This window comes from Marmoricola sp. URHA0025 HA25, assembly GCF_054059435.1.
Genome location: NZ_JBSSCD010000001.1, coordinates 1259688 through 1283888 on the forward strand (window position 1 = coordinate 1259688; position 24201 = coordinate 1283888).

A 24201-nucleotide genomic window follows, 5' to 3' on the forward strand; every position below is an offset into this window, starting at 1 on the left:
CGTGGTCATCGAGCTGGAGGGCGTCCGCAAGACCTACGCGACCGGCGTGATCTCGGTCGAGGCTCTGCGTGGCATCGACGTGCGCATCGGCGAGGGAGAGTACGTCGCGATCATCGGGCCGTCCGGGTCCGGGAAGTCCACGCTGATGCACATCCTCGGGTGCCTCGACGTGCCCACCGAGGGGCGCTACCAGCTGGCCGGCCGCGACGTCAGCCACCTGGACGAGGACGCGCTGGCACAGATCCGGAACGAGGAGATCGGCTTCGTGTTCCAGCAGTTCAACCTGCTGCCGAGCCTGAACGCGCTGCGCAACGTCGCGCTGCCGCTCGTCTACGCCGGGCTGGGCGCCGACGAGCGCGAGCACCGGGCCCGGCTCGCGCTCGAGCGCGTGGGGCTCGCCGACCGCGCCGGGCACCGGCCGGGGGAGCTGTCGGGCGGCCAGCAGCAGCGGGTCGCGGTCGCGCGGGCCCTCGTCACCGAGCCGTCGATGATCCTGGCCGACGAGCCGACGGGAAACCTCGACTCGGTGTCCTCGGCCGACGTGCTCCGGCTCTTCCGCGAGCTGCACGACTCCGGTCGGACGATCGTGCTGATCACCCACGAGCGAGAGGTCGCCGACCGGGCGGACCGGGTGCTGGGCATCTACGACGGGGAGATCCGCGACGACGAGACCGGGCAGGCCTCGACGGACCGGGGGATCACCAGATGAACTGGCTCGAGACGCTGCGCACGGCCGTCGACGCCGTGCGCACCCATCGGCTGCGGTCCATGCTCACCATGCTCGGCATCGTCATCGGGATCTCGTCGGTCGTGCTCACCGTCGGCCTCGGCCTCGGCGCCCAGGACACCGTGCGGAAGCAGATCGACTCGCTCGGCTCGAACCTGCTGATCGTGTCTCCGGGCAGTGACACCGGCAGTGGCGGCGTACGCGGTGGCTTCGGGTCGGCCGAGACGCTCACCCTGTCCGACTCCGAGGCGATTGCGGACCGCAGGGTGGCGCCGGACGTCGCCCGGGTGGCGCCGACAACGAGCAACCTGACCGCCCTGACGGCCGGTACGACGAACTGGACCACGCGGGTCATCGGGACGACCACCAGCTGGAAGGACGTCCGCTCGCGCACGCTCGCCTCCGGCCGTTGGTTCACCCGGGACGAGGCGACGTCCGGGGCGAACGTGGTCGTGCTGGGCACCGAGACCGCCTCCGAGCTGTTCTCCGTGGGTGACCCCGTCGGGCAGACGGTGTCGGTCAACGGCACTGCTCTCACGGTGATCGGTGTGCTCGACCAGTCCGGCGCGACGTCGTCGGACACGAACGAGGACGACCTGGCGGTCGTGCCGCTCACCACCGGCCAGCGGATCAGCGGCTCGACGAGCACGTCGCTGTCGGCGGTCTACGTGGAGGCGCGCTCCGCCGACGTGCTGAGTGCGGCGTACCAGGAGGTCGACGCCGCGCTGCTCACCAGCCACGACGTGACCAGCAGTGCCGCGGACTTCAGCATCGCCACCCAGGACGCCCTGCTCGAGACGGCGAACTCGACCAACAAGACCATGACCATCCTGCTCGCCGGGATCGCCGCGATCTCGCTGCTCGTCGGCGGCATCGGGGTCATGAACATCATGCTCGTCTCGGTCACCGAGCGGGTGCGCGAGATCGGGCTGCGCAAGGCGCTCGGCGCCACGCCGTCGGCGATCCGGCGGCAGTTCCTCATCGAGGCATCGCTGCTCGGGGTCGCCGGCGGGGTCGTCGGGTCGCTGATCGGCGTGGTCGGCGCACTCGTGCTGCCCTCGATGATCGACCAGGCCGTCACGATCTCGCCGCCCGCCATCGCGCTGGCGCTGCTGGTCGCCCTCGGGCTCGGCGTCGGCTTCGGCGTCTACCCCGCCAGCCGGGCGGCGCGCCTCACCCCCATCGACGCCCTGCGCAGCGAATGACACGAGATCGAGGAGAACCATGAGCCCCATCGCACAAGCCCGCCCGCTCCGGACGGGTGCCGCCCTCGCCGGCGTCGCCGTGCTCCTCCTGGCAGCGAGTGCCTGCGGCAGCAGCGACAACCACGGCGCGCCCCGTGCCAACGAGGGCGTCGGCCCGCAGAACTCGCAGGGCGGGCCGGGCTCCGGCGGCAGGATGCCCGGCGCCAACGGCAAGGTCGCCGCCGTCACCGGGAGCACCGCACAGGTGCAGGGCGCCGACGGGCAGGTCGCGGTGTCCTGGACCGGCAGCACGACGTTCACCAAGGAGGTCGCCGCCGCCCTGACCGACGTGAAGGTCGGGTCGTGCGTGCTGGTCGCGCCTGCCGGTGGGCCGGCGTCCGGCAGCACACCGGCGACCTCGGTGACCGCGGCCAGCGTCAGGATCGCGGCGAGGACGAACGGCTCGTGCGACCTCGGCCTCCGAGGTCCCGGCGGTCCGGGTGGCCAGGCGAACGGACCCCAGCTGAACGGCACACCTCCTTCGGGGGCGCCGGCCGGCGGGCAGCGGCCGCAGGTGCGCGCGCTGGGCGGTGCGGTCGGTGAGGTCACCGCGGTCTCCGCCGGCGGGTTCACCGTCGACTCTGCGCTGCCGGGAAGCAGCGACAAGACGGCGGTCGCGGTGACGGTCGGATCCGGTACGTCGTACTCGACGACCGTCGCGGGTGCCGCCGCCGACGTGAAGGTCGGCGCCTGTGTCGCGGCGGACGGGACGACCGACGACACCGGTGCCGTCACGGCGACGTCGATGGCGGTGACGCAGCCGGTCGGCGGGCAGTGCGGTGGGATGGTCCGGTTCAGCTCCGGCGACGGCGCGCCGACCACCCAGGGGTCGTGACATGAGGCATCGGACGAGGCGGATCCGCTGGCCGGCCCTGGTGGCGCTGGGCGTGCTGGTGGCGGGCAGCGGCACGGCGTACGCCGTGACCAGCGACGGGTCGACCGGGAGCTACCGCACGACCAGGGCCGCGAGGGGTGACGTGGAGCAGGTGCTGTCGAGCAGCGGCACGATCGACGCCGCGCGCCGCACGGATCTCGCCTTCGGCACCTCGGGCACCGTCGCGAAGGTGAAGGTGGCCCTCGGCGACACGGTGAGGGCCGGACAGGTGATCGCCACGCTCGATCGGAACACGCTGCAGGCTGCGGTCACCAGGGCCAGCGCGAGCGTGGCCAGGGCGCGTGCGCAGCTGGAGTCCGACGAGGACGCGCAGGCCGCCGCAGTGGCCGCCGCGAACGCGGCGTCGGACCAGCCGAAGGCGAGCAAGCCGTCGGCGACACCGCAGCCGAGCGACACCCCGCAGCCGAGTGCCAGCGATCCCGCGACCGATCAGGCCCTGGCGAAGCTCCAGGAGCAGCAGCGCGCCGTCCTGGACGGCCAAACCAGGGCGACCGCCGCGATCGCAGCGGCCAAGGACGCCCTCGCGGCCCAGCAGCAGGCGTGCAAGAACGCCTACCAGGCCGAGTCGGCCGATGAGTCCGGCGACAATTGCTCGGACGCGCTCGCCGAGGTGCAGGACCGCCAGGACGACGTGAGCGACGCCCAGGGCGCACTCGCCGCCGCGCTCTCCGACCTCGCCGGCACCCTCGCGCAGGCACTGGCGGCGCTCGAGGCGTCTTCGGAGACCTCCCCGTCGGCCAGCCCCACCGCCCCGAGCACGCCGTCCAGCCCGGCCAGCTCGTCGTCCGACGGATCGCAGACGCCGTCCGACGCCCAGTCGGATGCCCAGTCCGGCACCGTGTCCGCCGCCAAGCTGGCCGCGGACCAGGCCGACATCGAGAAGGCGCGTGCCGACCTCGTCGAGGCACGTCAGCAGCTCGGCCTGGCGGTGCTGCGCTCGACCCGGTCCGGAACGGTGCGCTCGCTCACGGTCCACAAGGGAGATGCGGTCACCGCCGGGGAAGCGGCCGTTGTCGTCGTCGGCGGCAGGGCCGTGACCGTGGAGACGTCGGTCCCGGAGTCGAAGATCGCCCGGATCAGGGTCGGCCAGGTCGTGCGGGTCTCCATGCCGGGGGAGTCGGAGAGTGCGCAGGGGTCGGTGACCGCGATCGGCCTCGTCGCCGACAGCTCGTCCGGTACGGCGACGTACCCGGTGACGGTCACGGTCGAGGACCCGGCCATCGCCCTCCCGACGGGCGCCCAGGCCCTGCTCGCGATCGTGGTCGCCACTTCCAGGGACGTCGTCACGGTGCCGCTGTCGGCGATCTCGCGACGCGGCGAGCAGAGCGTGGTGCGGACCTGGGACGGCGCCAAGCTCTCGAGCAAGCCGGTCACGATCGGGACCGTCGGGGCTCGCGAGGTGGAGGTGACCGGCGGTCTCGCCGCCGGCGACCGGGTCGTGCTCGCCGACATCGACCAGGACATCACCGGAGCCTCGGACAGCATCAACGACCGCAGCGGGTTCGGGAAGGCGCCCACGATCCGGATCGGCGGTGGGCCCGGCGGGACCGGTGGTGGGCCGAGCGGCACCTTCAAGGCCGGAGGTTAGGGGTTCCGCAGACGCGCCCCGGGTCCCCACTGGCAGCATGAGCGGCATGCAGCCGATGCTGGCGACCCGGGGCGACCACGTGCCCGAGGGTCCGGAGTGGACCCACGAGGTGAAGTGGGACGGCATCCGCGCGCTCGTGGAGGTCACCGCCGACCGGGTGCGGGTCTGGTCGCGCAACGAGAACGACATCTCCGTGGCCTGGCCCGAGCTGCAGGCGCTCGCGTCGCTGGGCCATGACGTCGTGCTCGACGGCGAGATCGTGGCGCTGGGCAACGGGGTGCCGACCTTCGGGGCGCTGGCCGACCGGATGCACCTGCGCGACGTGAAGAAGGTCGCCAGGCTCGCGGAGACGAACCCGGTCACGCTGCTGGCCTTCGACGTCCTGCGCATCGACGACGAGGACCTCTCCCGGCAGCCGCTGCGGGAGCGCCGGGCACGGCTGGAGTCGCTGGGCCTCGAGGCACCGGCGATCGCCGCGTCGGTCCAGGTGCCGGCCACCTACGAGGACGGACCCTCGCTCCTCGAGGCCGCCCAGGCTCAACGGCTCGAGGGCATCGTCAGCAAGCGCTGGTCCTCGGCGTACCACCCGGGACGGCGCAGCCGCGACTGGCTGAAGTTCCCGATCCGGCCCACGGGGTCGTTCGTGGTCGGGGGGTTCCGGTTCGAGACCGACAGCGACCACCGCCTCGGCGCGGTGCTGGTGGGCGAGCCGACCGACGACGGCCTGGTCTTCCGCGGGCGGGTCGGCGCCGGCATCGCCGGCAAGGCCGGTCAGCGCCTCGGAGAGCTGCTCCGGCCGATGGCGCGCGACACCTCTCCGTTCGCGACGGCGCTGCCGCGGGTCGACACGGCCGGGACCGTCTGGGTGGACCCGGAGGTCATCGTGGACGTGCAGTACCTGGCGATCACGACCGATGGACGGCTCCGGCAGCCGGCGTACCGTGGGGTGCGCACCGATCTGGAGGTCACGGACCTGATCGGGAGGGGGGAGGACGCGTGATCGGCTGGTTCGGCCCGCTCGTGGCCGCCGTGCTGCTGGCGCTCGGCGGCACGTCGGCGCCCGCGAACACCCCCGCCGCCGGGACGGACGGCGCCCGGGTCGCCGTCACCGGGGCCACCGGCACCCACGTCGTCCTGGACGGCGTGCGGGTCGCCCTCCCCGCCGGTGGCGGCCAGGTCGTCACCGTGAACCACACGTCGGGCAGCCGTGCTCGGGTCTCCCTGTGGCAGCTCTCCGCCTCGGGCTGGCAGCTGGTGGCGCGGTCGAGGTCCGGGCACACCGGGTACGGCGGCCTGGTGCGGCCACTCCTCCGCAAGCAGGCCACCGGCACGACACCGCTGGGGACCTACGACCTGATGTGGTCCTTCGGCACCCATCCCGCCGACCCGGCGTGGCGCCTGACCCATCGCCGGATCGCGCCCGGTGACTACTGGGTCGAGGACAACCGGTCGGCGTACTACAACCGCTACCGCAACAAGGCCGAGGGCGGTTTCCGCTGGTCGCTCCCGGAGAGCCGGCTGAACTCCTCGGAGCTCCTCACCGACTTCCCCCGGCAGTACGAGTACGCGATCGTCACCAGCTTCAACTACGACGAGCAGGTTCGCCACCGTGGTGCCGGGATCTTCCTGCACGTGAACGGGCGCGGTGCCACCGCCGGGTGTGCTTCGGCCCCCCGGTGGTTCCTGCGGACCACGCTGGCGACCCTCGATCCGGCCCTTCACCCGGTCATCGCGATCGGGAGATAGTCGGCACATGCCCGAGCACGAGCGCACCGAGGTCCGGGTCGAGGTCGAGGGCCGCACGCTGACGTTGGTCAACCTCGAGAAGGTGATGTACCCGCGCACCGGCACCACCAAGGGCGAGGTGCTCAACTACTACGCGCAGGTCGCGCCGCGGATGCTGCCGGTGCTCGCCGACCGGGCGGTCACGCGGATCCGCTGGCCGCACGGCACCGGCGACAAGTCGTTCTTCGAGAAGAACGTGCCCGGCGGCACCCCGAGCTGGGTCCGCACGGTGAAGGTCCCGACGACCGGGTCGAGGACGGCCTCGAAGGAGGCGGGCACGCTCGAGTTCCCGGTCGTCGACTCCCTGGCGACGCTGACCTGGCTGGTCAACCTCGCCGCGCTCGAGCTGCACGTGCACCAGTGGACGGTCGACGCCAAGGGCCGGCCGCGTCACCCGGACAAGATGGTGATCGACCTCGATCCCGGCGACCCCGCCGGGCTGATGGAGTGCTCGCAGGTCGCCCTCCTCGTCCGTGAACGGCTGGCCGGAGATGGCCTCGACTGCCTTCCCGTCACCAGTGGCTCCAAGGGCATCCACCTGTACGCCGAGGTCGACGGCCGTCGCGACACCGACCAGGTGCGGGACTACGCCAAGGGCATCGCCGAGGAGCTGGAGAGGTCGCACCCCAAGCTGGTGGTGTCGCAGATGACCAAGGCACGCCGCGGCGGCAAGGTGTTCCTCGACTGGTCGCAGAACAGCGGCTCGAAGACCACCATCGCGCCGTACTCCCTGCGCGGGCGCGACGTGCCGACGGTCGCGGCGCCGCGCAGCTGGGACGAGATCGAGGCGGGGGCGGACGACCCGTTCGGCATCGAGCACCTGCGCTTCGACGAGGTGCTCGCGCGCGACCTCTGAGCGTCGGACGCAGGACTTCCGGGGACTCCCGGCGCCGCCGCGGCGGTGGTAACTTCCGCTCAGGGAGGCTGACGAAGGGATGCGTCATGCCGTCGATCCGCGGACTGATCACCGGGACGAACGCCGCGGTGTGGCGCACGGTCAACAAGGCGGGCGTCCCGTGGCACAAGCTCCCCGGGGCCGCCGGAGCCCTGAACCTCGCCGCGCTGCGCGAGGACCTGCGCCACGACAACCTCCACGACACCCGGGACGACAGGGTCGAGGAGGAGGTCCCCGACCTGCCGCCGTACCGCACCTACGACGGCACCTTCCAGGACCCCTACGACGCGCTGATGGGCTCGGCCGGCACGCGGTTCGGGCGCAACTTCGCGCTCGACCAGACCCAGGCCGAGGAGCCTCCCCGGTTGCTCACGCCGTCGCCTCGCGAGGTCAGCCGCCGGCTCTTCTGGCGCGACGAGTTCCAGCCGGCCACCGGGCTGAACGTGCTGGCCGCTGCCTGGATCCAGTTCCAGAACCACGGGTGGTTCGGCCACGGCGCGAACGATCCCGAGCGACGGATCGACGTCGACCTGGCTGCCGGCGACGACTGGTCGGAGGACCCGATGGTCGTCGAGCGCACGACGGCCGACCGCACCCACGACCCCGAGGACGGCCGTCCGGCGACGTACCTCAACAAGGTGACCCACTGGTGGGACGGCTCGTCCATCTACGGCTCGAGCGAGGACCAGAACCGGGTGATGCGCGCCGGCGAGGACGGCAAGATGCAGCTCCTCGACGGGAAGCTGCCCCTCGAGGAGGACCCGGTGCTCGCCGGCATAGACCGCACCGGCTTCAACGACAACTACTGGGTCGGGCTGTCGTTGCTGCACACGATGTTCGTCAAGGAGCACAACGCGATCTGCGACATGCTCCGGAAGGCCTACCCGTCGTGGGACGACGAGCGGCTCTTCCTCACCGCCCGTCTGGTCAACGCCGCGCTGATGGCGAAGATCCACACCGTCGAGTGGACGCCCGGCATCCTCAACACGCCGGTGCTGCAGACCGGCATGCACGCGAACTGGTACGGCGCCCTGCCGCAGTGGGCCCGGGCCAGTCGCCTGCTCACCAAGACGCTCGACCTCGAGGCCGGCGCCGGGATCATCGGCAGCGAGCTGAAGCACCACGGTGCGTCGTTCGCGATCACCGAGGAGTTCATCTCGGTCTACCGGCTGCACCCTCTGATCCCCGACGACTACGCGATCCACGACCACCGCTCCGGGGCGCTGATCGAGGAGGTCGAGTTCAACTCGCTGATGGGCAACGACACGCGTGCGGCGGTCGACAAGTACGGCTGGTCCGACCTGATGTACCACTTCGGCACCGAGCACCCCGGCAAGATCACGCTGCACAACCACCCGCGGGCGCTGATGGACCACACCCGGGTCACCGGGCAGCACGTCGACCTGGGCACGATCGACGTGCTGCGCGACCGGGAGCGCGGGGTGCGCCGCTACAACGACTTCCGCGAGCAGCTGCGGATGCCGCGGATCCGCTCGTTCGACAAGCTGACCCCCGACCCGGTCTGGAACGACCAGATCCGCGACTTGTACGACGACCGGATCGACGACGTCGACCTGCAGGTCGGCCTGCTCGGCGAGAAGCCGCCGTCGGGGTTCGGGTTCAGCGACACGGCGTTCCGGATCTTCATCCTGATGGCGTCGCGACGGCTCAAGAGCGACCGGTTCTTCACCCGCGACTACACCCCCGAGGTCTACACGCCCCAGGGCCTGGACTGGATCGACCGGCACACCATGGCCGACGTGGTCGTCCGGCACTTCCCCGAGCTGGCGCCCGCGCTCGAGGGCAACCAGAACGCCTTCGCCCCCTGGAAGAAGGCCGGCGCGTGACGCTGGACTTCAAGCACGCCAGCATCCCCGAGGGAGTTCGCTTCACCGCCCAGGTCGGGGTGCCCAACGTGGTCCAGGGGCTGTTCCGCAAGCGCGACAAGGTCGTCGCCGTCGCCGGGCTGGTCCAGGCCGACCAGCAGGCCTACGGGTGCACGGCGTCGCTGGTGAAGAAGTACGGCCCGGACCCGTTCTGGGTGCGCCTGGTCACCGACGAGGTGCTGCTCGTGCACCACCCCGACGACATCCGGCGCGTGCTCGAGGGATCGCCGTCGCCGTTCGCGTCCGACCCCGAGACGAAGCGGAAGGGCATGGCCGCCTTCCAGCCCACGGCGCTCACGCTGTCGCGCGGCGACCTCTGGTCGTCGCGACGTGCCTTCGCCGAGGCGGTCCTCGACACGCGGCGGCCGGTCCACCGGCTGGGCCGCGGGTTCGCGGGCGCCGCGGTGTCGGCGGCCGACGGGCTGCTCGCGCTGGGCCGCCCGGTCACGTGGGGTGACGTCAACGACGCGTTCCAGCGCCTCACCCGCCGGGTCGTGCTCGGCGTGGACGCGACCCACGACGAGCAGCTCACGGGCCAGCTCGGCGAGCTGATGGACGCGGGCAACAAGATGCCCGGCAAGCCGGCCGCCGGGTACGACGGGTTCCACGCCCGGCTGCGGAAGTACGTCGACGCCCCGGACGACACGGCCCTGACCGGACTGGTGGCCAAGGCGCCGCAGACGGCCGACGACGAGGTGGACGCCCCCGGACAGCTGATCCACTGGCTGTTCGCGATGGGGGACACCCTCCCGGCGAACCTGATGCGCACCCTGGCGGTGCTGGCCTCCCACCCGCTCCAGCTCGACGAGGTGCGCGCGGAGCTCGCCGGCAAGCGCCTCACCGACGCCAAGACGGTCGCCGGAGCGACGTACCTGGCCGGCTGCATCCAGGACACGATGCGGCTCTGGCCGACCACCCCGCTGTTCGGCCGGGTGACGACCGAGGCCGTCCGGTTCCCGCAGGGCGAGCCGTTGCCCGCCGGCACCCAGGTGCTGATCCACAACTTGTTCAACCACCGCAACCGCGACCGGGTCCCGTACGCCGACCGGTTCGCGCCCGAGGAGTGGGTCGCCGGCGACGCCTCCACGGACTGGTCGTTCAACTTCTTCAGCAACGGCCCCCAGGGCTGCCCGGGCGCCGGGCTCTCGGTCTTCCTCGGCCAGGCGTTCCTCGGCCGGCTGCTGACGAAGGCCGACCCGGTGGTGACCGCCGGCCCGCAACCACGCCCCGGCAAGCCGATGCCCTACTCCCTGGACCTCAACTCCCTGGAGATCGAGCTCCAGGCTCGTTGAGGTCAGGCCCGGGGCGGCAGCTGCCCGAGCCCTGCCTCGCGCGCCTTCATCGCCGCCTGGGTGCGATCGGCGACCTGGAGCTTGGCCAGGATGTTCGACACGTGGTTGCTGACCGTCTTGGTGCTGACCTCGAGGCGGCGTGCGATCGCGGCGGTCGGGGTCGCGGCGGCCAGCAGGTCGAGGACCTCGAGCTCGCGCGCCGTCAGGTCGGGGAAGGCGGAGGCCGTCGCCTGCGCGGGCGGCGCGTTCAGCTGGTGCAGCACCCGTACGGCGATGCCCGGGCCGAAGATCACCTCGCCGGCAGCGATCGCCCGCACGGCCCGGGCGATCTCGTCCTGCTCGGCCCCCTTGAGCAGGTAGCCCTGCGCTCCGGCCCGCATCGCGGCGAAGAGCGAGTCGTCGTCGTCGTACATGGTCAGCACGCAGACGCGCACGGAGGGCGCGACCCGGGCCAGCTCCCGGATCGCCGTGAACCCGTCGGTGCCGGGCATCCGGAGGTCCATCAGCGCGACGTCGGGTCTCTGCAGGACTGCCTCCCGGACCGCTTCCTGGCCGTCGGCCGCGACGGCTACGACCTCGAATCCGTCGAGCGAGGAGAGCACGCCCACCAGTCCCGACCGGACAACCGGATGGTCGTCGGCGACCAGGACGCGGATCGGTGCGGTGGTCATGCCGGCACCGTCGGGAGGCAGATCCGCACGAGGCCACCTCGCGGTCCGGGGCCGGCTTCGCAGGTGCCGCCGAGCTCGGCGACCCGCTCCCGCATCGCGGCGATCCCGACACCCGGCCGCCAGGCCGCCGTGCGCCCGCCGTCGTCGGCGACCTCGCAGTGCAGGCTGGAAGCGTCGGCGCCCAGCCTGACCACGACCGCCTTGGCCCGCGAGTGCCGCACGACGTTGGTGAGTGCCTCGGTCGCGATCCGGTAGACCGCCTGCTCGACCGCCGGCGGCAACGGCGGCAGGTCGGGCGCCTCGACGAGGGCCCGCAGCGGGCCACCGTCGGAGCGCTCGCGCACCTGGTCGGCGCGGATCCGGAGCGCCTCGACCAGGCCGAGGTCGTCCAGCGCCGGCGACCCGAGGTTGTCGACGATCCTGCGGACCTCGCCGATCGCGGACCGGGTGTCGGACCGTACCGAGCTCAGCCGTCGTTGCAGGTCGGAGTCGTGGTCGCCGCCGGCGAGGTTGGCCGCGGTGTCCGCGGAGAGGGCCACCCCGGTCAGCAGCGGGCCGAGCCCGTCGTGGAGCTCCCGGCGGAGTCGGCGGCGCTCCTCCTCGCGAGCGGCGACGAGTCGCTCCCGGGAGACCTGGAGCTGCTCGAGGAGGGTGGTCGCCTGCGCCGCCGTCGAGAGCGGCCCGGACAGGAGCGTGAGCACCCGCTCGTCGGCGGGGGAGAGCCTGGTCTCGCCGGCGCGCAGGCCGACCACGAGAGTCCCCCTCTCCAGCGGCAGCTCCGCGGATTTCCCCGTGAGAGCACCTCCGGACGCGAGCGGCTGGCCGTCGACGACGACGCCGACGTAGGGCAGCCGCAGCGCGGTCCTGATCTCCTCCAGCGTGCCCTGCAGGCCGGCGCCCAGCGAGCGGCCGACGCGCGAGGCCACCTTCAGCGGGTTGCCACGCTCGCCGTAGAGCAGCTGGTCGACGGCGACCTGCAGCCGTGAGCGCAGCGGGAGCGCGATCAGAGCGACGAGCAGGGCGGACGCGACGCCGGAGAGCACGACGACCAGCCCGGCGTACGCCGCGAGGACGAGGCCGGAGAGCAGGGCGTAGCTGAGCCCGCGGGCGACCACGAGCCGGATGTCGAGGAGCTGGTGGCGCAGCACCGCAGCTGCGACCGCGGCCGGCAGCAGCGGGATCGTGAACAGCACCACCAGCGGTGTGCCGGCGACCAGCGCCCACGGCGTGACCGCCACCACGATGACGGCCCCCGCGGCGACCAGCCACAGCAGCTGCCGACGCACCATCTCGCTCCCGCGCCGGTAGCGGGCCACCAGGCACACCACGCCGATCAGCACCGACAGCGCCCAGCGCAGCTCGCTGAGCGTCCACAGCCAGCCGAGGCCGTCGTACGTGTGGTGCCGGAGGGTCAGGAAGGCCCTGGGCAGGTCGGTGTTCGGCGGCGTCGGGTCGAGGCCCACCTCGAGGACGAAGAGCGGAGCCGTTGCCGCGAGCGCGATCATCACCGGCCGCCAGCGCGGAGACGCGAGCCTGCCGTCCGGGAGCAGCAGCAAGGAGATCGGGATCAGGGCGATGTTCACCGGCCACGCCCACTGGAAGACCGTCATGTCCAGCCGGACGACCCAGCCGGCGACGTCGTGGTCGGCCAGCAGCTCGCCCAGCGGTGCCGCGAGTGCGGAGAGCGCCTGGCACACTCCGCCGACGGCGTACATCCAGCCCAGCGACAGCTGCGGCCGGTGCCACGCGATGAGCGCGCCGCAGAGGGCGAAGCCCAGCCCGATCACGATGTTGCTGACCACGAAGTTCTCGAGCGCGTCGTGAAAGGTCCAGCCGGCGGCCTGGGCGCAGACCGCGGCGCCGACGGACGCGAGCACCGCGCCGACGCCGAGCGCACCTGCGAGCCACCTGCTGCGCATCCGACACCTCCTGCGGGTCGCCCGAAGATACCGCCGCGCGTGGGTCGGGGGACCGGGAATCCTTCCCGGCCGACCCGGGCGATTGCTCGGCAGGACGGGAGCATTCCTCTGCCTGAAGGGTGTCGCCGGACGCCAGCGTGAGTGCATCAGCCACCTCTCGAAGGGCAACCACCATGAACAACCCCACCGGCCGTCGCATCGGCCTCGTCCTCTTCGGCCTGCTGTCGGTCGCCGACACCGCCGGGATCCTCCTCACCGACGGCGACCACCCGCCGTACGCCGTCGCCGCACTGGGGACGCTGCTCGGCCTCGCGTCGCTCGTGCTGGTCGTCCAGGCGTTCCGCGACCCTTCCCGTTCGCTCCGGCTGCTCATCGGCCTTCGGGTGCTGTCGGCGGTCACCGCCATCCCGGCGTTCTTCGTCTCCGACGTGCCTGCCGGCGCCCAGGCGGCCGCGGGAACGATCGTCCTGCTCACCGCGGTGGCCGTGCTGCTCACCGCACGGACGCGCACCGAGGCGGTGGCGTGATGACCACGACGCTCACTGCGGCGCGCACGCGGACGGTCTCACCGGCGCTGTGGGCGGTCGCGGTCCTGCTCCCGGTGGGCCCGCTCTCGATCGCCGTGCTGCGGCTGCTGCTCCCGTACTACACGGAGAGCTCCTCGGCAGGGATGGTCGCGGCCGTGGCCGCCCACCCGGGTCGTCAGACCGCGGTGATCTGGCTCGCGTACGTCGGCATCCTCACCCTTGTCCCGGGGCTCTTCGTCGCCGCCCGCGTGTGTCGTGACGTGGCACCGCGGCTGACCGCGTGGGCGCTGGCCCTCAGCGTCCCCGGCTACCTCTCGCTCGGGATGATGCTCGGCGCCGACGACCTGCTGTGGAGCACTCACGACGCAGGCCTGTCGGCAGCCGACAGCGCTGCGGTGGTCTCCGCGGCGCACCCGGCCGTGGATGTCTCGCTTGCCGTCTTCGTCGTCGGGCACGTGGTCGGCACCGTGCTGCTCGGCCTCGCGCTGCTGAGGTCGGGCCGGATCCCCGCGTGGGCCGCCTGGGCGATCACGGTCTCCCAGCCGCTGCACTTCGTCGCCACCGTGGTCCTGGGCAGTCCGCAGGTCGACTTCGTCGGCTGGTGCCTCACGGCGATCGGCATGGCGGCGGTTGCCGCCGCGGTGCTCAGGGATCCGGCCGCCCGCTAGACCGGGGGTGTCCGCACGGCGGCTGTATCAGCCGCCGTGCGGACGTGCTCCCTATCTGCACACTCGTGCGCCGCATGTTTTCGACACTCACGTTCTCTTTACATTCGGGGTCCCGAGTTTCACGTTTGGTGCACTTTGCCGGTCGGTCCGGGGCACTCTGGAGCCCGGCCCATTTCAAGGAGAATCCGTGAAGAAGTCCTGGATCGTGGCGGCGGTCGGAGTTGCCTCCCTCGTCGCCACGGCGTTTGCGGCCGGTTCGCCGGCCGCGTCGGCGTCTGCACCCGCGCTGCACCCGGCGCACGTCTGCCACGCCGTGCTCGCCAAGGGCGAGGCCACCTGCCACGCGCTGAAGCTGGTCAACGACAAGGGTGTCTCGCCCGCGTCGTCGACCCCGGCCACTGCCGCGCTGTCGCCGGCACAGGTGCGGTCGGCGTACGGGCTGACGACGAACTCGACGGCCACGGTCGCCATCGTCGACGCGTACGGCTACACCAACCTCGAGAGTGACCTCGCGACCTACCGCAGCTACTACGGCCTGCCGGCCTGCACCACCACGGTGAATGGCTGTCTCCGAATCATGAACCAGAACGGCGGCACCTCGCTCCCGGCGATGGACGTCGGCTGGGCCCAGGAGCAGGCGCTCGACGTGGACGCGGTCTCCGCAACCTGTCCCGGTTGCAAGATCCTCGTCGTCCAGGCCAACAGCGCCTCGATCGCGGACCTCGGCGCGGCGGTCAACACCGCAGCCGGCATCCCCGGGGTCGTGGCGATCTCGAACAGCTACGGCGGCAGCGACCTGCCCGACGCGACGTACGGCGCCGCCTACCGCCACCCCGGCATCGCGATCACGGCCTCGACCGGTGACAACGGCTACAAGGGCGCGAGCTTCCCGGCCTCGTCGGCGTACGTCACCGCCGTCGGCGGCACGTCGCTGACCATGAACGGCACTTTGCGGGTGAGCGAGACGGTGTGGAGCGGCAGCGGTTCCGGCTGCTCGAGCTCCAACACGGCAGTGGCTCCGACTTCGTTCGGCACCGGGTGCGCGAAGCGCGCGATGGCCGACGTGTCCGCGGCCGCGAACCCGAGCACGGGCGGCCTTGCCGTCTACTACCCGAGCACGGCGACGACCTCGACGTGGGGGCAGTTCGGCGGGACCAGCGAGTCGGCGCCGATCATCGCCTCGGTCTACGCCTTGGCGGGTGGCGGCTACAGCAACACGACGCCGTACACCCAAGGGACGTCGGGCAACCTGCACGACATCACCTCCGGCTTCAACTCGCGCCACTGCCCCGTGTCGCAGTGGTGCAAGGCACGCACCGGCTGGGACGGCCCGACCGGCCTCGGTACGCCGAACGGCACCGGCGCCTTCTAGCCGACACGACGACAGCCGCAGGCCGGGATAGGTTCCCGGTCTGCGGCTGTCGTCGTCCCACCCCCGCCGGGGCGACGATCAGGCCGGCGGGGCGAAGAGCTCCAGGGCGATGCCGTCGGGGTCGCGGAACGACAGCCCGGAGCCGTAGTGCGCGTCGACGATGTCTCCGTGCGGGTAGCCGAGCTCGTCGAGACGGCTGGCCCACTTCTCCAGCTCGGTGCGGTCGGCACAGCCGAACGACACGTGGTCCAGCCCCACGGCGCGCTCGTCGAACGCTCCGTCCTTCGGGGTGACGTGCTGGTGGAGCCCGAACAGCTGGCCGCCGCCGAGCGCGAACACCGTGTGGTGGAACCCGCCGGCGTCGACGTCCTCGTCGAGCACCGGAGCGGCGTCGAACAGGGCGGCGTACCATGGGGTGCTGCGGGTCAGGTCGCTGACGGTGACAGCGACGTGGGTGAAGCCTGGGAACTCGGGCACTGGGTGCTCCTCTTGTTGTGGTTGGAATCGTGGGTGTGGGTCGCGGATCACTGGCCGGCGCCGAGGTCGACGACGATGCCGATCAGCGCCTTCGCCGCGTCGGTCACCTCGGCCTCGTCGTGGCCGCCGAGCGTGTGCAGCTCCAGCCGGTCGAAGCCGTCGGTGCCGGTGATGGTCGTCTCCGGACGCAGCCCGGCGACGTCGACCGTGCCGCCCTGGCCGTCGACGGTCAGGGCGTCGGCACCGTCGGTGCCGTTGACGACGACGGTGTCGGCCTTCTGGTCGCTGCCACCGTGCGCCGACAGGTCGAGGCTGGTCTCGCGTACGTCGGTGCCGCTGACGTCGTTGACGGTGAGGGCGTCCGCTCCGTCCCGTGCGTTGACGTGAACGCGCTCCACCTCGTCGAGGTCCATCCGGACCGAGCCGGGGCTGCGCAGGAACACCGCGCGGTCACCGTTCGCGGACAGTGACATCACCTCGTTGCCGTCGGAACCGTCGAACAGGAGCGTGTCGTCACCGGACTGGCCGAAGACCGCGTCGCTGCCCTCGCCCGGCGTCCAGCCCGCGACGTCGTCGCCCGAGCCGAGGAGCTCGGTGTCCGTGCCGACGCCGCCGTCCACGGTGTCGTCACCGCGGTCGCCGAAGAGCACGTCCGCACCGGCGCCCCCGCGGAGGTCGTCGTCGCCGTTGCCGCCGCGCACGGTGAGCGGCAGGTCGGTGAGCGCACTGCCGCCGGACGCGACCCGGAAGTGGTCGTCGCCGGTGCCCAAGGACACCGAGATCGTCGTGAACGTGCGCCTGGCGAAGCTCTCCCTGACGCCGTCGAGGTCGACGCCGACCGAGTCGGGGTTGCCGAAGTCGACCGTGACGGCGTCCGGGCCGTTGCCGCCGGTGATCTCGAGCACGCCGTTGCTGACGATCGCTTCCGGCGCTGCCGGCGTGGCGTGAGCGGGTGCCGCTCCGACCAGTCCCATTGCCAGGGTCGCCGCGGCGGCCAGGCCCAGCGGTCTGGCGAGGTTCGTCGAGGGGTTCATGTCAGCTCTTCTCGTCGGGGTGCCGGTGATCCGGTCTCGGAGGCTCTTACGGAGGCGGGCGGCGTACCGGTTCCCGGCTGGTTGCCGGTGAACCGGGAGGCTCTAGGCTGCGTAGGGAGGGAATGGGACGAACGTCGACGACTGCCGCCGTGGCACCGGTGTCCCGGGGATCGAGGGAGACCGCCCGTGAGCGCTGGGCTGCCGTGACGACCGTCGCCCTCGACGACGCCGACCTGGCGTTGCGGTTCGCCTCCGGCGACGCGGACACGGTCCGGGTCGTCTACCAGGCCCACGGCCGGATGGTGTTCGCGATCGCCTACAAGGTGCTCGGCGACACCGGGCTGGCCGAGGACGCCACCCAGCAGACCTTCGTCCAGGCCTGGCGTGCCGCCGGCAACTACGACCCGAGCCGTCCGCTGGGCGCCTGGCTGACGACCATCGCGAAGCGGGTCGCCATCGACGTCCACCGGCGGGAGAAGCGGCACCGCAACCTCGACAACGTCGACACCTCCGACAGCCCGTCGCTGATCACGCTGCCTCCGTCGGCGGAGCGCATCCACGACGTCGCAGAGGTACGCCGCGCGCTGGACCAGCTGCCCGAGTCCGAGCGCGAGCTGATCCGGATGCAGCACTTCGACGAGCTCACCCATGCCGAGATCGCCGACGAGCTGGAGATCCCGCTGGGCACGGTCAAGTCGCGCACGTTCCGTGCACACCGCAGACTGGCCGGCATCCTGGCCCACCTGCGCACCGAACCCGAGGCGCCCGAGACCGCTCGAGGAGGCTCCGATGGACGACGCTGAGCTCACCGCCGACGAGCTCGCCGAGATCGAGCGCGTGCAGGCACTGCTGGCCGACCCGGCGATGTGGGCCGAGCCGCCCGCGGACCTGCAGGAGCGGGTCGTCGCCGCCATCGCCGAGGCGGGTGGCGGCCGCCGCCGCTGGCTCCAGTACGCCGTCGGGGGAGTCGCCGCGGCGGTGCTCGTCGCGGCTGGGGTCGCCGTCGGCGCCCAGCTGAACCAGCACGACGACACCCTCCAGTTCGCCGCGTCCCTGAAGGGCACCGCCCTGGCGCCGGGCGCGTCCGGCGATGCCACGTTGGCGAAGACGCCGAGCGGCTGGAAGATCGAGCTGCACGCCACCGGTCTGCCGCGCCGCGCGAACGGCGAGTTCTACGAGGCCTGGCTGAAGGACGCCGCCGGCTCGCTGGTCCCGATCGGCACGTTCAACGACGGCCGCAAGGTGGTGCTGTGGGCCGGCGTCGGACCACAGGACTTCCCGCTGCTGACCGTCACCCGTGAGGTCGCCGACGGCAACCAGGCCTCCTCCGGGGAGGTCGTGCTGCTCGGCACCTCGAGGCAGTGAGCCCGGAAGGCATGGTCGTCCCGCAGCGCTGCGAGGACGGCCAGCACGCGTCGGTGGTCATCGGGCGCGTCGTGGATCCCGAGCTTGCAGTAGATCCTCGTGATGTGGCTCTCGACCGTCCTGGCGGACACCACGAGCGTCTCGGCGACGGCCGCGTTCGAACGTCCCTGGGCCATCAGCGCGAGGACGTCGCGCTCGCGACCCGACAGCGCGAGTGCGGGCATGGCGTCGACCCGGCGCACGTCCTTCAGGATTCCGTCCATCGTCTCGTCCTCTCGGCTTCCTCGGGAGTCGATCCCCACATGTCTCAGCACGCTAGGGCGCGCGAGCAGTCGTCCTCGTCCGCCCAGCGGCCGATTCTCGGGGCCTCGTCATCCACGAGGAGGACGCGCGACGACGAGCCTGTGGCACGACGCTCCTGACACGATGGGGCCATGACCGAACACCGGCCCATCGAGACCTGGCTCACCGACATGGACGGCGTGCTCGTCCACGAGGAGGAGCCGATCCCCGGAGCGAGCGAGTTCCTCGACGCCCTCAAGCGGTCCGGGGTCTCCTTCCTGGTGCTCACGAACAACTCGATCTTCACCCCGCGCGACCTGCGGGCGCGGCTGCTGGCCAGCGGCCTCGACGTGCCCGAGGAGTCGATCTGGACCTCGGCCCTGGCGACGGCGCAGTTCCTCGACGACCAGCGGCCGGGCGGCTCGGCGTACGTGCTGGGCGAGTCGGGCCTGACCACCGCGCTGCACGACATCGGCTACGTGATGACCGATCGCGACCCGGACTACGTGGTGCTGGGGGAGACCCGCACGTACTCCTTCGAGGCGATCACCCGCGCCGTGCGGCTGATCGAGGGCGGTGCGCGGTTCATCGCGACCAACCCGGACCCGTCCGGCCCGAGCGTCCTCGGCACGATGCCGGCGACGGGGTCGGTTGCTGCGTTGATCAGCACGGCGACCGGCAGGCAGCCGTACTTCGTCGGCAAGCCCAACCCGCTGATGATGCGCAGCGCGCTCAACCGGCTCGAGGCGCACTCCGAGACGACCGTGATGGTCGGCGACCGGATGGACACCGACGTGATCTCCGGCCTCGAGGCCGGCCTGCGCACGATCCTCGTGCTGACCGGGTCGACGCAGGCGCATCAGGTCGAGAACTTCCCCTACCGGCCGACCAGGATCGTCGACTCGATCGCCGACCTGGTCGACGTCGTGGCCGAGCGCGCGGTCCGCACCTAGGGCCTGGATCCACAATTTCGCGCCGGGGTCTTCCCGCCCGGTGACCGTGTGGGGTAGGAAGACCTATCGCTCTGCGCAGCCCGCCAGCTGCGCAGACATCTCGGGACTGCGGAGCACCACATGTCGATCACCTCGGCCACCCCTGCCTTCGTGGACAGCGCCCTCGTCGACCTCCTGGACGCCCAGGTGCGTGCCGCCGTACGCCGCGACGGCGTCGACCCGCAGCGCGACGTCCACCTCGTGCGGTCGATCGCCGAGCAGGTCGTCCGTGCGCACGACGACCGGAGCCTGACCGGGGCGGTCGCGCCGGTGCCCGACGCCAACGGCGTGATCGGTGAGCTGGTCGCGCGCGTCTCGGGCTTCGGAGCGCTGCAGCCCTATCTCGACGATCCGGACGTCGAGGAGATCTGGATCAACGACCCGAGCCGGGTGTTCGTCGCGCGAGGTGGCCGGCACGAGCTGACCAACACGATCCTCTCCCGCGACGAGGTGCTCGAGCTCGTCGAGCGGATGCTGAAGCAGAGCGGCCGCCGGCTCGACCTGTCCTCGCCCTTCGTCGACGCGCGGCTCCCGGGCGGACACCGGCTGCACGTGGTGCTCGAGGGGATCAGCTCTGAGTTCTCGGCCGTCAACATCCGCAAGTTCATCGTCCGGGCGTCGCGGCTCTCCGAGCTCGTCGAGCTCGGCGCGCTGACCGACCAGGCGGCACGGTTCCTCGAGGCCTCGGTGCTCGCCGGGCTCAACGTCGTCGTCGCGGGCGGCACCCAGGCCGGCAAGACGACGATGCTGAACTGCCTGGCGGCGGCGATCCCCGGCGGCGACCGGATCGTCAGCGCCGAGGAGGTCCGTGAGCTCCGGGTCCCGCACCCCGACTGGGTGGCGCTCGAGACGCGGCAAGCGGGGCTGGAGGGCACCGGCGAGATCACCCTGCGCGACCTGGTGCGCGAGTCGCTGCGGATGCGGCCGACGCGGATCATCGTCGGCGAGGTCCGCTCGGCGGAGGCGCTCGACCTGCTGCTGGCCCTGAACTCCGGCCTCCCGGGGATGGCGACTCTGCACGCCAACAGCGCACGCGAGGCGCTGGTGAAGCTCTGCACGCTCCCGATGCTGGCCGGAGAGAACATCTCGGCCCGGTTCGTCGTCCCCACGGTCGCCGCATCGGTGGACCTGATCGTGCACCTCGGCATGGCAGCGGACGGGGTACGCCGGGTCAACGAGATCGTCGCCGTCCCCGGTCGTGTCGAGCACGACGTCATCGAGACCGAGCCGCTGTTCGTCCGCGACGCCGAGCGCCTCGTGCGCACCCGCGGGATGCCCAGCCGGATGGACGCCTACACGCGTGCCGGTGTCGACGTCCTCGGCCTCCTCGGAGCGACGGGCTGATGGGCGCGGTCCTCGGCCTCGGCTTCGGCGCCGGCCTGCTGCTGATCGCATCGGCCTTCTTCGTGCCGCGCGGCGCTCCGCGCGAGCGGTCGCCGCGGCTGCGACTGCTGCTCGCACGTGCCGGGCTCTCCGAGGTGAGCCCGGCCGGGCTTCTCACGGTCTCGTCGGTGTGCGGGCTGGTCGCATTCGTGACGGTCGAGCTGCTGTCGCGCACGGTGCCCGTGGCGCTCGCGTTCGCCGGCATCGGCTGCTACCTCCCGTTCGCGGTGCTGCGTGGTCGCGCTCGTCGGCGGCAGCGCGAGTTCGCCGAGGTCTGGCCCGAGGCAGTGGACAACCTGGCCTCCGGGATCCGGGCAGGCCTCGCTCTCCCCGAGTCGCTGGCCGGGCTCGCCGTGCGCGGGCCGAAGCCACTGAGAGTCGCGTTCGCAGCCTTCGCGCTCGACTACCAGGCGTCGGGCCGGTTCGCCGACTCGCTCGACCGGCTCAAGGACCGGCTCGCCGATCCGGTCGGCGATCGTGTCGTGGAGGCGTTGCGGGTGGCGCGTGAGGTGGGCGGGGGTGATCTGGGCCGCCTCCTTCGGAGCCTGTCCGCCTTCCTGCGCGAGGACGCCCGCACCCGTTCGGAGCTGGAGTCCCGGCAGGCGTGGACGGTCAACGGCGCGCGGCTGGCCGTCTCCGCGCCCTGGCTGGTGCTCCTGATGCTGTCGTTCCAGCACGACGTGATCCGGCGGTACGCCACCGGGGCCGGCGTGGTCGTGCTCCTGCTCGGCGCGGCGATGTGCGGGTCGGCGTACTGGCTGATGATGCGGATCGGGCGACTGCCCGCCGAGCGACGGATCCTCCGATGACACCGTCGGCATGGGGCGTCGTGCTGGGGGCGTTCAGCGGCCTGGGCATCTGGCTGGTCGTCGACCGGCTGTGGTCCGCGCGGCACACGTCGCTCGCCGTCCGGGTGACTCCCTACCTGCGTGACCTGGCGAGCACGTCGGTCCGGCCCGCGCCGGTGGAGCCGGCGTCCGCGTTCGTCGCCGTGTTCGGCCCACTGCTCCGGCGTGCGGCGGAGCTGGTCGAGCGAGTCCTCGGCGGCGCGTCATCCATCGCCCGACGCCTCGGGCGCGCGAGGCTGCCGATGACGGTCCACGAGTTCCGGATCAGCCAGGCCGTCTGGGGCATGGTCGCGTTCGCGGTCACCGCGGTGCCCGCCTCGGCGCTGGCGCTGCGGTCTCCGGGCCGATCGGTCCCGCTGCTGGTCATGTGCGGATGTGCATTCGCGCTGGGCGTGCTGCTCAGGGAGAACCGGCTGACCGCGCAGGTGACGCGTCGCGAACGCCGGATCCTGGAGGAGTTCCCGACGATCGCCGAGCTGCTCGCCCTGGCCGTGGCAGCCGGCGAGAGCCCGGTCGCGGCGCTCGACCGGGTGGTCAGCCGCTCGCACGGCGAGCTCTCGGCCGACCTGCGCGACGTCCTCGCCGAGGTCCGCACCGGTATGCCGATCGCGCGCGCCTTCGACGACCTGGCCGGCCGGTCGGGCCTCCCGGCGGTCTCGCGGTTCGCCGAAGGGGTAGCGATCGCGATCGAGCGCGGAACTCCACTCGCCGAAGTGCTGCACGCCCAGGCGGGCGACGTCCGCGAGGCCGGCCGGCGAGCCCTGATCGAGTCGGGAGCGCGCCGAGAGGTGCTGATGATGGTGCCGGTCGTGTTCCTGGTGCTGCCCACCGTCGTGGTCTTCGCGTTCTGGCCGGGCCTGGTCGGCCTGCGCCTCGTGGTGCCGTGAGGCACGAGGAAGGAGAACAACCATGTGGAAGAGGTCTCGGGCACCCCGGCGTCGCGACGAGCGTGGCGACGTACCGGGGTGGGTCCTGATCACGGTGATGAGCGCCGGCCTGGTCGCCGGGCTGTGGGCGATCGCCGGGTCGCAGCTGAGCACGATGCTCCGTGACGCCCTGTCGTCGGTCACGGGCTGAGCACGGAGCCGCGGTCGTCGACTTCGTCCTGGTCAGCCTGGTCCTGGTACCGCTCGTCCTCGGCCTGGTGCAGGTCGCCCTCGTCCTCCACGTCCGCAACACGCTGACCGCGGCGGCGACCGAGGGCGCCCGGTACGGCGCTGCGGTCGACCGTGAGCCGCAGGACGGCGTCGCCCGGACGCGAGCCCAGATCTCGGAGGCGATCGCGGCCCGGTTCGCGCGCGACGTGGACGGCACCGACGTCACTCTCGACGGGGTTCCCACAGTCGAGATCCACGTGCACGCCACAGTGCCGGCGCTCGGTCTGTGGGGTCCGGGGATCCAGCTCGACGTCACCGGGCATGCCGTGCGCGAGGAGCTGCCGTGACACGTCGACCACCGCGCGACGATGCGGGCACGGCGATCGTCGAGTTCGTCTGGCTCGCGATCCTCCTGCTGGTCCCGCTGCTCTACATCGTGCTCGCCGTCTTCGACACCCAGCGTGCGTCGTACGCCGCGTCCGCAGCTGCGCGGTCGGCGAGCCGGGCGTTCGTCACCTCGCCCGACCAGGCGACCGCCTATGCCCGGGCCGAGGCCGCGGCGCGACTGGCCTTCGGCGACCAGGGCATCGAGGCCGCCGACTTCACGCTCGTGATCACGTGCCGGCCGGATCCGGACCGGTGCCTCTCGCCGGGATCGGTCGTCGACGCGGAGGTACGGTCCGCGGCCGACCTGCCGCTGATGCCCGCGGCCCTGGGGAGCAACACCCCGCGGATCACGGTCGAGGCGATCCATCGCTCGCCCTACGGCACGTTTCGTGAGGCGCGGCCATGAGCAAGCGCCCCGAGGGTGGCTCGATCACCCCGCTGATCATCGGCTTCGCGCTGGTCGTCGGGCTGCTCGTGGCAGTGGTCGTCGACGCGTCCGCGGCGTACCTCCGCAGGCAGGGCCTGAACTCGCTCGCTGACGCAGCGGTGTTGGCCGCGACCGACGGCCTGCAGGGCGATCGCGTGTACACCCAGGGCCTCGACGACCGTGCGGAGATCGACGCGGCGGCAGCGAGCCGCTACGTCGCGGAGTACCTGCGCGACAGCGGTGCCGCCGCGCGCTACCCCGGCCTGACCTGGACGGTCTCGACCTCGACGACGACGGTCGTCGTCCGCGTCGCCGCACCGCTCGACCTGCCGCTACGCGTGCCGGGCGTGGGGGAGAGCGCCACGGTCACCGGCGATGCCGCCGCGGTCGTGGTGGTGTCGGACTGAGTCCCGTCCGCGCCGGTTGCTACACCAGGGCTC

At 72.1% G+C, this 24201-nt stretch carries 26 protein-coding genes and 1 pseudogene; 22 read left to right on the top strand and 5 right to left on the bottom strand.

Features of this window, described 5'->3' with window-relative positions:
- The first annotated feature begins 1 nt into the window (after nt 1).
- The 9 genes from ACVW00_RS06095 to ACVW00_RS06135 all read left to right on the top strand — a co-directional run bounded on the left by ACVW00_RS06095 (nt 2) and on the right by ACVW00_RS06135 (nt 10312).
- Nucleotides 2-709 carry an ABC transporter ATP-binding protein gene (locus tag ACVW00_RS06095; protein ID WP_457110011.1) on the top strand — a complete coding sequence of 236 codons (708 nt, stop codon included), beginning with the start codon at nt 2-4 and terminating at the stop codon, nt 707-709.
- The gene (locus ACVW00_RS06100) at nt 706-1932 is read left to right on the top strand and encodes an ABC transporter permease (RefSeq protein WP_457110012.1); all 1227 of its coding nucleotides are present in this window, start codon (nt 706-708) and stop codon (nt 1930-1932) included. Before ACVW00_RS06095 ends, ACVW00_RS06100 begins: the two co-directional genes overlap by 4 nt.
- 19 nt (nt 1933-1951) lie before the next feature.
- Nucleotides 1952-2806, top strand: coding sequence for a hypothetical protein (locus ACVW00_RS06105; protein WP_457110013.1), 855 nt, complete (start codon nt 1952-1954; stop codon nt 2804-2806).
- A gap of 1 nt (nt 2807) precedes the next feature.
- Nucleotides 2808-4454, top strand: a complete 1647-nt coding sequence (locus ACVW00_RS06110) for an HlyD family efflux transporter periplasmic adaptor subunit (RefSeq protein ID WP_457110014.1) — start codon at nt 2808-2810, stop codon at nt 4452-4454.
- 46 nt (nt 4455-4500) lie between these two features.
- On the top strand, nt 4501-5454 hold the full coding sequence (gene ligD, locus ACVW00_RS06115; RefSeq protein WP_457110015.1) for a non-homologous end-joining DNA ligase: 954 nt from the start codon (nt 4501-4503) through the stop codon (nt 5452-5454).
- A complete protein-coding gene (locus ACVW00_RS06120) occupies nt 5451-6200 on the top strand; it encodes a L,D-transpeptidase family protein (RefSeq protein ID WP_457110016.1) in 750 nt (249 codons plus the stop codon). The genes ligD (ACVW00_RS06115) and ACVW00_RS06120 overlap by 4 nt, the downstream gene beginning before the upstream one ends.
- Before the next feature lie 7 nt (nt 6201-6207).
- Nucleotides 6208-7095 (top strand): non-homologous end-joining DNA ligase, encoded by an 888-nt coding sequence (gene ligD / locus ACVW00_RS06125; RefSeq protein ID WP_457110017.1) that lies wholly within the window; start codon nt 6208-6210, stop codon nt 7093-7095.
- A gap of 86 nt (nt 7096-7181) precedes the next feature.
- Nucleotides 7182-8981, top strand: a complete 1800-nt coding sequence (locus tag ACVW00_RS06130; protein WP_457110018.1) for a peroxidase family protein — start codon at nt 7182-7184, stop codon at nt 8979-8981.
- Complete coding sequence (locus ACVW00_RS06135; protein ID WP_457110019.1) at nt 8978-10312, top strand: cytochrome P450; 1335 nt, start codon at nt 8978-8980, stop codon at nt 10310-10312. Before ACVW00_RS06130 ends, ACVW00_RS06135 begins: the two co-directional genes overlap by 4 nt.
- 2 nt (nt 10313-10314) lie before the next feature.
- Here ACVW00_RS06135 and ACVW00_RS06140 read toward each other — a convergent pair whose 3' ends face one another.
- Together ACVW00_RS06140 and ACVW00_RS06145 are read right to left on the bottom strand one after the other, a co-directional pair.
- On the bottom strand, nt 10315-10983 hold the full coding sequence (locus ACVW00_RS06140; RefSeq protein ID WP_457110020.1) for a response regulator: 669 nt from the start codon (nt 10981-10983) through the stop codon (nt 10315-10317).
- Nucleotides 10980-12902, bottom strand: coding sequence for a sensor histidine kinase (locus tag ACVW00_RS06145; protein WP_457110021.1), 1923 nt, complete (start codon nt 12900-12902; stop codon nt 10980-10982). Before ACVW00_RS06145 ends, ACVW00_RS06140 begins: the two co-directional genes overlap by 4 nt.
- A gap of 173 nt (nt 12903-13075) precedes the next feature.
- Here ACVW00_RS06145 and ACVW00_RS06150 point away from each other — a divergent pair, with 173 nt between their 5' ends.
- The 3 genes from ACVW00_RS06150 (at nt 13076) to ACVW00_RS06160 (ending at nt 15469) form a co-directional block, all read left to right on the top strand.
- Nucleotides 13076-13429 (top strand): hypothetical protein, encoded by a 354-nt coding sequence (locus tag ACVW00_RS06150; RefSeq protein WP_457110022.1) that lies wholly within the window; start codon nt 13076-13078, stop codon nt 13427-13429.
- Nucleotides 13429-14097, top strand: coding sequence for a hypothetical protein (locus ACVW00_RS06155; protein WP_457110023.1), 669 nt, complete (start codon nt 13429-13431; stop codon nt 14095-14097). The genes ACVW00_RS06150 and ACVW00_RS06155 overlap by 1 nt, the downstream gene beginning before the upstream one ends.
- A 187-nt stretch (nt 14098-14284) precedes the next feature.
- Nucleotides 14285-15469 carry a S53 family peptidase gene (locus ACVW00_RS06160; RefSeq protein ID WP_457110024.1) on the top strand — a complete coding sequence of 395 codons (1185 nt, stop codon included), beginning with the start codon at nt 14285-14287 and terminating at the stop codon, nt 15467-15469.
- A gap of 78 nt (nt 15470-15547) precedes the next feature.
- Here ACVW00_RS06160 and ACVW00_RS06165 read toward each other — a convergent pair whose 3' ends face one another.
- Both ACVW00_RS06165 and ACVW00_RS06170 read right to left on the bottom strand, forming a co-directional pair.
- Nucleotides 15548-15946: a VOC family protein gene (locus ACVW00_RS06165; RefSeq protein ID WP_457110025.1), complete on the bottom strand. Its 399-nt coding sequence runs from the start codon at nt 15944-15946 to the stop codon at nt 15548-15550.
- 47 nt (nt 15947-15993) lie between these two features.
- On the bottom strand, nt 15994-16980 hold the full coding sequence (locus ACVW00_RS06170) for a hypothetical protein (RefSeq protein ID WP_457110026.1): 987 nt from the start codon (nt 16978-16980) through the stop codon (nt 15994-15996).
- A 158-nt stretch (nt 16981-17138) separates the two neighbouring features.
- On the opposite strand from ACVW00_RS06170, the gene ACVW00_RS06175 reads away from it, so the two are divergent.
- Both ACVW00_RS06175 and ACVW00_RS06180 read left to right on the top strand, forming a co-directional pair.
- Nucleotides 17139-17783, top strand: a complete 645-nt coding sequence (locus ACVW00_RS06175) for an RNA polymerase sigma factor (protein ID WP_457110027.1) — start codon at nt 17139-17141, stop codon at nt 17781-17783.
- Nucleotides 17770-18345, top strand: a complete 576-nt coding sequence (locus ACVW00_RS06180; protein WP_457110028.1) for an anti-sigma factor — start codon at nt 17770-17772, stop codon at nt 18343-18345. The genes ACVW00_RS06175 and ACVW00_RS06180 overlap by 14 nt, the downstream gene beginning before the upstream one ends.
- Before the next feature lie 77 nt (nt 18346-18422).
- Here ACVW00_RS06180 and ACVW00_RS06185 read toward each other — a convergent pair.
- A pseudogene (locus ACVW00_RS06185) lies at nt 18423-18608 on the bottom strand (response regulator transcription factor); the annotation flags it as partial.
- 171 nt (nt 18609-18779) lie between these two features.
- Between ACVW00_RS06185 and ACVW00_RS06190 the strand changes: the two are divergent.
- From ACVW00_RS06190 to ACVW00_RS06225, 8 genes are all read left to right on the top strand, one after another.
- On the top strand, nt 18780-19580 hold the full coding sequence (locus ACVW00_RS06190) for an HAD-IIA family hydrolase (RefSeq protein ID WP_457110029.1): 801 nt from the start codon (nt 18780-18782) through the stop codon (nt 19578-19580).
- A 120-nt stretch (nt 19581-19700) separates the two neighbouring features.
- On the top strand, nt 19701-20963 hold the full coding sequence (locus ACVW00_RS06195) for a CpaF family protein (RefSeq protein WP_457110030.1): 1263 nt from the start codon (nt 19701-19703) through the stop codon (nt 20961-20963).
- A complete protein-coding gene (locus tag ACVW00_RS06200) occupies nt 20963-21811 on the top strand; it encodes a type II secretion system F family protein (protein ID WP_457110031.1) in 849 nt (282 codons plus the stop codon). Before ACVW00_RS06195 ends, ACVW00_RS06200 begins: the two co-directional genes overlap by 1 nt.
- Nucleotides 21808-22737: a type II secretion system F family protein gene (locus tag ACVW00_RS06205; RefSeq protein WP_457110032.1), complete on the top strand. Its 930-nt coding sequence runs from the start codon at nt 21808-21810 to the stop codon at nt 22735-22737. The genes ACVW00_RS06200 and ACVW00_RS06205 overlap by 4 nt, the downstream gene beginning before the upstream one ends.
- Before the next feature lie 22 nt (nt 22738-22759).
- Nucleotides 22760-22927: a hypothetical protein gene (locus ACVW00_RS06210; RefSeq protein WP_457110033.1), complete on the top strand. Its 168-nt coding sequence runs from the start codon at nt 22760-22762 to the stop codon at nt 22925-22927.
- A complete protein-coding gene (locus tag ACVW00_RS06215) occupies nt 22899-23294 on the top strand; it encodes a TadE/TadG family type IV pilus assembly protein (RefSeq protein ID WP_457110034.1) in 396 nt (131 codons plus the stop codon). Before ACVW00_RS06210 ends, ACVW00_RS06215 begins: the two co-directional genes overlap by 29 nt.
- On the top strand, nt 23291-23740 hold the full coding sequence (locus tag ACVW00_RS06220; protein ID WP_457110035.1) for a hypothetical protein: 450 nt from the start codon (nt 23291-23293) through the stop codon (nt 23738-23740). The genes ACVW00_RS06215 and ACVW00_RS06220 overlap by 4 nt, the downstream gene beginning before the upstream one ends.
- Nucleotides 23737-24168, top strand: coding sequence for a pilus assembly protein TadG-related protein (locus ACVW00_RS06225; RefSeq protein WP_457110036.1), 432 nt, complete (start codon nt 23737-23739; stop codon nt 24166-24168). Before ACVW00_RS06220 ends, ACVW00_RS06225 begins: the two co-directional genes overlap by 4 nt.
- Nucleotides 24169-24201: the final 33 nt, after the last annotated feature.

Coding starts and splice junctions, on each gene's coding strand:
- ACVW00_RS06100 (WP_457110012.1), top strand. CDS start 706: ATGAACTGGCTCGAGACGCTGCGCACGGCCGTCGACGCCGTGCGCACC.
- ACVW00_RS06105 (WP_457110013.1), top strand. CDS start 1,952: ATGAGCCCCATCGCACAAGCCCGCCCGCTCCGGACGGGTGCCGCCCTC.
- ACVW00_RS06110 (WP_457110014.1), top strand. CDS start 2,808: ATGAGGCATCGGACGAGGCGGATCCGCTGGCCGGCCCTGGTGGCGCTG.
- ligD (WP_457110015.1), top strand. CDS start 4,501: ATGCAGCCGATGCTGGCGACCCGGGGCGACCACGTGCCCGAGGGTCCG.
- ligD (WP_457110017.1), top strand. CDS start 6,208: ATGCCCGAGCACGAGCGCACCGAGGTCCGGGTCGAGGTCGAGGGCCGC.
- ACVW00_RS06130 (WP_457110018.1), top strand. CDS start 7,182: ATGCCGTCGATCCGCGGACTGATCACCGGGACGAACGCCGCGGTGTGG.
- ACVW00_RS06140 (WP_457110020.1), bottom strand. CDS start 10,983: ATGACCACCGCACCGATCCGCGTCCTGGTCGCCGACGACCATCCGGTT.
- ACVW00_RS06145 (WP_457110021.1), bottom strand. CDS start 12,902: ATGCGCAGCAGGTGGCTCGCAGGTGCGCTCGGCGTCGGCGCGGTGCTC.
- ACVW00_RS06150 (WP_457110022.1), top strand. CDS start 13,076: ATGAACAACCCCACCGGCCGTCGCATCGGCCTCGTCCTCTTCGGCCTG.
- ACVW00_RS06155 (WP_457110023.1), top strand. CDS start 13,429: ATGACCACGACGCTCACTGCGGCGCGCACGCGGACGGTCTCACCGGCG.
- ACVW00_RS06170 (WP_457110026.1), bottom strand. CDS start 16,980: ATGAACCCCTCGACGAACCTCGCCAGACCGCTGGGCCTGGCCGCCGCG.
- ACVW00_RS06180 (WP_457110028.1), top strand. CDS start 17,770: ATGGACGACGCTGAGCTCACCGCCGACGAGCTCGCCGAGATCGAGCGC.
- ACVW00_RS06190 (WP_457110029.1), top strand. CDS start 18,780: ATGACCGAACACCGGCCCATCGAGACCTGGCTCACCGACATGGACGGC.
- ACVW00_RS06195 (WP_457110030.1), top strand. CDS start 19,701: ATGTCGATCACCTCGGCCACCCCTGCCTTCGTGGACAGCGCCCTCGTC.
- ACVW00_RS06200 (WP_457110031.1), top strand. CDS start 20,963: ATGGGCGCGGTCCTCGGCCTCGGCTTCGGCGCCGGCCTGCTGCTGATC.
- ACVW00_RS06205 (WP_457110032.1), top strand. CDS start 21,808: ATGACACCGTCGGCATGGGGCGTCGTGCTGGGGGCGTTCAGCGGCCTG.
- ACVW00_RS06210 (WP_457110033.1), top strand. CDS start 22,760: ATGTGGAAGAGGTCTCGGGCACCCCGGCGTCGCGACGAGCGTGGCGAC.
- ACVW00_RS06225 (WP_457110036.1), top strand. CDS start 23,737: ATGAGCAAGCGCCCCGAGGGTGGCTCGATCACCCCGCTGATCATCGGC.